The organism is Occallatibacter sp. (genome assembly GCF_049802275.1).
GTDB lineage: Bacteria > Acidobacteriota > Terriglobia > Terriglobales > Acidobacteriaceae > Telmatobacter.
Window position 1 is genome coordinate 1 of record NZ_JBARMD010000267.1, and the last position, 5,889, is coordinate 5,889.

A 5,889-nucleotide genomic window follows, 5' to 3' on the forward strand; every position below is an offset into this window, starting at 1 on the left:
GACGAGTATTGGATGTGGGACGGCGCAGCCGAGGCTGCGCCGTTGTTTTCTCTGCATACACCGCTCGTCACGTTACCCGCATGAATCCGCTTGCTCGCTGCCACCCTGTCGCGGGATCATTCGATTGTTCCCACAGATGATCTGCGCCGTGACTCGACGAGGTGTGGTTTTATGCGTAACGGAATTCTGATCGTACTTCTTCTGTGTCCCGCTCTGTTTGCCCAGGAAGCACTGAACAACCAGACAGTCATCAAGCTTGTGAAAGCGGGGCTCTCTGAAGACCTCATCATCACGACCATCAACTCCTCAGCCGGCAAATACGACACCTCTGCGAACGGGCTGATTGCCCTGAAGAAGGCAGGCGCCACGGACAAGGAAATCGCCGAGATAGTTGTGAAAGCCTCCGGCGTTTCTGCGGCCGCTCCGCCAGTTGCGGCAGTTGCTCCGACGCTTGTGAATCATGCCCCAGCCGGCAGCGCGTCCAAAGGACTCATCTTCGCACCGGGCGGCCTGCCCACCGGGGTGGATAGCATCGGCGTCTACTATCTCGACAAAACTGGCAGCAGCTGGCAGGAAGTCCCCGCTGAGATCGTCAACTTCAAGGCCGAGGGCGCGCTGAAGCATTACGCCAGCGCCGGGGTCCTGAAGGGCGAGATGGTGGGCCTCGTCGGCGGCAACCGCAGTTCACTGCTGCTCAAGGCGCCCGCATCGTTCATCCTTTACGTCCCGGAAGGCCGGGTCCCCGGCGAGTACCAGCTTCTGCAGTTGCACGCGAACGCCGACAGCCGCGAGTTTCGCGCCGCGAACGGAGGAATCGTCCACGATGCAGGGGGTGCATTGCGCGATGTGGTGGACTTTACGGCCAAGAAGATTGCGCCCCGGGTGTATCTCATCGAGTTCGATGAAGATATGGAAAAAGGCGAATACGGCTTTCTGCCTCCCTTCGACGCCCCGGTCGGCGCAAGCATTCCAACGGCCAGCAAAATCTACAGCTTTTCCATCACTCACTAGATCGCTGCGGTCTTCTTCTGCCACTTGTCGAGACGGCACTGACCAAAGCCGGTTGCGGCCGCGTCCGATATCCTGTAAAAGGAGACCGGTTGCGGGATCCCCTGGTTCATGCACAAGCGCACGCGAAGAACGCTGTTGGTCGTCGCCGGAGTGTTGTTACTGCTGGCTGTCGCAGTCTTTCTTCGCTCAAAGGCGCCGCCAGAAGCCGCCCGCCTGCTGCCCGAGTCCGACGGCATCCTCTATTTCAATCTCAAGCCGGTGCGCACGTTCTTCCACAAGGAATTGAAGCCTCCTCAGCGCGTTCCCGAATACCAGCAATTTGTCGACGCCACCGGGATTGACTGGGAACGCGACCTCGACTCCGCCGCCATTGCGCTGCACCGCATGCCCGATCCCAACGGACCTAATGGCCCGGTCGCTTATTCCATGGTGCTTACCGGCAAGCTGACCGGAAAGCGCCTGAATAACTGGCTTGAGGCCAACGCCACCAGCCGGGAAGTCTACGCCGGACACACCATTTACAGCGTTCCTTCTGAGAATCGGATTGTCCGCGTCGTCCAGGTTGGCTACGACATGATCGCCGCGTCGAATTATCCGACAACGGAGAAGATTCATTCCATTGTCGACCGCCACCGCACCGCCGCTCTGCCCTTCGCAGGGTCCACGCTGCTGTCTCGCCACTACCACGAGGTGCCCTTGCTCTCGGTCGCCTGGGGAGTCGGTCAGATAGGCCTGCCCTTCTCTGAAAGTGGCTCGATCAAGGTGCTCGGGCTGTCTCTGCCGCTTGAGGCAGACTCCACCATCATCGCCAGCATTACGCCCGGGCTACCGCTTGCCAACTCCGCTCATCTTCGAGTGGAAGAGATCGCTCCGGACGAAGACAAAGCAGCCAGCCAGGCTGCTTCGCTTTCCACGATTGTGACCCTGGCCCGCGGCGTCACTACCCAGCTCGCGAACAACTCCGCCAATAACGCTCTCCGCGAATTGTTGAAAACGGCTGAAGTCACACAGAAACGTAATCGCGTGATTGCCACCGCAACCCTATCTCCGGCATTTTTCAGTCAGATTACGAAAAGTGAAAATTCTTTGACGACACCGGCAACTCCTCCCTCGCAGAACGCATCACAGTAAGTGACGTGCTCCTCCATGGTGCGTCCCGCAATAGAGCATTGTGTTACTAAAGGCCGCCGGCGAGTTCCCCTTCCCTGGGTTGGGGGTGGAGCTTACAATTCGGCGGCCTTCTGAATTTCCCGCCCAATTTTCTGGACTCCTGCCACTCTGTTCCCGCATCTTGTTGAGTAGGCACTTGTTCACGTCTCTATTTTGAAAGCCTCGAGAGGTAACATGATTCGCTTCCTCAGAACGCAAGCTCTGATTTGCACCGTATTCTGCCTGTTTTCGATGGCAATCGCCTTCGCTAAAAAAGCTTCCCCGCCTCCACAATCTCCATCGACCGGCGTTCTGACGGGCCAGGCTGCTTTCACGGATGCCGCCCATGAATCACCGGGCATCCGGCGCCACGTCACCATCGGCGACCTGCCTGCTCCCGCGCCCGACCAGTCCGTCGATAACGGACCAAGTATGGTTCCTCGCCCCGCCAACGCCTGGCCTATCGCGCCCAAGGGCTTCAAGGTTGAGCTCTACGCCACGGGTCTCGATAATCCACGACTCCTGCGTGTCGCGCCCAACGGCGACCTTTTCCTGGCTGAGAGCGAAACCGGCAAGATCAAGGTGTTTCGCGGCGTGACCCCGGATGGGAAGCCGCAGCAGACGTCAGTTTTCGCTGAACATCTGCACCAGCCCTTTGGCATCGCGTTCTATCCCCTGGGACCCAATCCCAAATACGTCTACATCGGCGATACCGACGGCATTGTGCGCTTCGCTTACGAAAATGGCGATCTGAAGGCGCGCGGCGCCGCGGAAGATCTGGCCGAGTTGCCGGGCGGCGGACGCCTGCGCGGCGGCGGACACTGGACACGTGACCTGGTCTTCTCGAAAGACGGGAGCAAGCTCTTCGCCTCGGTTGGATCGCATTCGAACGTTGACGACATGGACACGCACCCGGAGGAATACCACCGCGCCGACGTGCTCCAGTTCACACCTGAAGGCCAGTTTGTGAAGATCTATGCATGGGGAATCCGCAACTGCGTCGGGGAAGCCATCAACCCCATCACCGGCGAATTGTGGTGCTCCACTAACGAGCGCGATGGACTGGGCAACAACCTCGTCCCTGACTACGTGACCCACGTACAGGAAGGCGGCTTCTACGGCTGGCCGTGGTGGTACATGGGCGGACACCAGGATCCGCGCCACGTCGACAAGCACCCCGAGCTGCAGTCAAAGGTCATCACCCCCGACATCATCGTCAACCCCCACTTCGCATCGCTCGAGATGACGTTCTATGAGGGTTCGCAGTTCCCTGCCGAGTTCAAAGGCGACGGCTTCGCATGCGAGCATGGCTCGTGGAATCGCGCCCAGCGCTCCGGCTACGAAGTTATCCGCCTGCCGATGAAGAACGGGCACGCGACGGGAGAGTATGAAGACTTCCTCACCGGATTCACAATCGGCGACGGCAGCGTGTGGGGACGCCCGGTGGGCGTAGCGGAGGCAAAAGACGGCTCGTTGTTTATATCCGACGACGGCTCTAGATCCATCTGGCACGTCATCTACACCGGCAAGTAATTCAGCGCTCTGCCGCAACGCTGAGGAACGATCCCAAAATGCGCCAGCAGTTCCTTAACAAGGCCGCTGGGCCCATGCCAGCAAGATGTTCGAATGCGGTATGGTCCCCGAATCGCCAAGCCTACTTGCGAAGGAGCGGGCGGAGAGGGTTGACTTGCGGGTACCTCTCCGTCAAACTGTTCGAACCGATCAGCCGATCAGTGCTCTCTTCATACGCAATTCCTCAACGGCGATTCGTCCCTCCTCGCTGAGGTTGGATTTGCCGATCTGGACGGTCACCCTGCGAATCTTACCGGTGAACTTGTTATCACCCACCTTGTAGTCGTCGCTGACAGCCGTGTAGAGGTTCTCGCCCACATCCGTTGTTTCGGCGCCGAAGGCGTTTGGATGTGTGCGCTCTATGCGCCCGGTGGCGACCTTTTGATCGTTGACGAAGAGTGAACCATTCCCTCCCGCGCCAGGCCGACCGCCATCGTAAGCAAACTCGAAGCGGAGAATTACCTTGCCGGATGGCAGGGGATCGGGGCCAACGATCTTCGAAACCTCGCGACCGAGAAAGTTGTAGGCGAACCTGGGGGCGCCGTTCTTGACGTAGAGGCTCCAGCCGCCCATTTCTCCGCCCTGTGCAATGACCACGCCCTCGGCTCCTCCCTCGGGGATTTCGATGTCGGCTGTAATCACGAAGGAGCGATTCTTGATGTTGATGAAACCGTTCTCGGGAATTCCTTTCATTCCTTCGTAGACTGTCATCTCCGTGCGGCCTTCCAACAAATCCGGACGGCCAGCGAGAGCAGCGTTAAAGCGTTCCCACGCGCGGTCGTCGAGGGGCAACACGTTGTACTTGACGGCCTCTTCAAGGAAGACTCCCTTCAGCTTCTCGAGCTTGTCGGGATGCTTCGCAGCGAGGTCGTGCGCACAACTGAAGTCTTCTTCCACGTTGTAAAGCTCCCATCTGTCGTTGGCATATGTTGCGCGCGCTTTAGCCTCCCACGGCGGACGGTGTACGGTAGTGGCAAACCAGCCGTCCTGATATATGCCGCGGTTGCCTGCCATCTCGAAGTATTGCCTGGTGCGGCGCGACTTCGCCTCGGCGTTATTCAGTGTGTCGAGCATGCTGATGCCTTCAATGGGCTTCTGCTTGACCCCATGGACGACCTCGGGCTCGGTCACCCCAACTGCTTCCAACACAGTCGGAGCGATGTCGATCATGTGGTACCACTGCGTGCGCAGGCCGCCTTTCTCTTCGATGCCTTTCGGCCAATGAATCACGATGGGCTGGCAGACACCTCCATAGGAGGCCACCTGGTGGCCCCAGGAGAAGGGCGTGGCGCCAGCAAAGGCCCATCCGTTGGGATACAAGATATGGGAATGCGGGCCGCCGAATTTGTCCAGATTTTCTAATGCAACATCGAGAGGCTCCGGCAGCCCGTTGAACACAGATAGTTCATTGAACGCGCCGATGGGGCCTCCCTGAAAGACAGGGCCATTGTCGCCGGTGATGTAGATGACCATCGTGTTGTCCATTTGGCCCAGCTCTTCGATTGCGTCGAGGAACCGCCCGATTTCGTAGTCCGTCACCTCGGCGAAGGCAGCATAGATCTCCATGTACCTGGCGAAGACCTTTTTCTCATCGGCAGTCAGATCGTCCCATTCCTGGATTCCCGGCGGCTTGGGCGCGAGTTCAGTGCCCGGAGGCACGACGCCGAGCTTGATCTGCCGCGCCAGTGTTTCCTTTCGCACCTGGTCCCAGCCTTGATCGAATTTGCCCTTGTACTTGTCACGCCACTTTTCGGGTACCTGGAATGGACCGTGCGTGCCGATGGCGGAGTAGTAGACGAAAAACGGCTTGTCGGGAGCAAGCGAATGCTGGGAACGCACCCACTCAATACCTTTGTCGGTGATGTCGGAGCTGGCATAGTAATCGGCATCAGGGTGCACATCTATTCTGTTCATGTTGTCGTAAATGACCGGATGGAACAGGTCAGCCTCGCCAGCCATGAAGCCGTAGAAGCGCTCAAAGCCGCTATTCATAGGCCAGCGGTCGAAAGGTCCGACGACGCTGGCTTCCCATGGCCCCAGTTCGTGGCATTTGCCAAACATGGCGGTGCTGAAACCGTTGAGCCTTAAGATCTCGGGCAGCATCGTCACGCTGGCGGGACGCATCGCGGTATACCCCGGAAAAGCGGTGGCAATTTC

The 5,889-nt window shown here is 58.8% G+C and carries 4 protein-coding genes; 3 read left to right on the plus strand and 1 reads right to left on the minus strand.

Features of this window, described 5'->3' with window-relative positions:
- Positions 1–171 precede the first annotated feature (171 nt).
- The 3 genes from WA354_RS09315 (at position 172) to WA354_RS09325 (ending at position 3,693) form a co-directional block, all read left to right on the plus strand.
- On the plus strand, positions 172–1,011 hold the full coding sequence (locus WA354_RS09315) for a hypothetical protein (RefSeq protein WP_472812733.1): 840 nt from the start codon (positions 172–174) through the stop codon (positions 1,009–1,011).
- Between the two features lie 108 nt (positions 1,012–1,119).
- Positions 1,120–2,142 carry a hypothetical protein gene (locus WA354_RS09320; protein WP_472812734.1) on the plus strand — a complete coding sequence of 341 codons (1,023 nt, stop codon included), beginning with the start codon at positions 1,120–1,122 and terminating at the stop codon, positions 2,140–2,142.
- Between the two features lie 213 nt (positions 2,143–2,355).
- Positions 2,356–3,693, plus strand: coding sequence for a PQQ-dependent sugar dehydrogenase (locus tag WA354_RS09325; protein ID WP_472812735.1), 1,338 nt, complete (start codon positions 2,356–2,358; stop codon positions 3,691–3,693).
- Between the two features lie 189 nt (positions 3,694–3,882).
- On the opposite strand, the gene WA354_RS09330 is transcribed toward WA354_RS09325, so the two are convergent.
- Positions 3,883–5,889 (minus strand): arylsulfatase (locus WA354_RS09330; protein WP_472812736.1); only part of this gene is annotated, 2,007 nt, incomplete at its 5' end.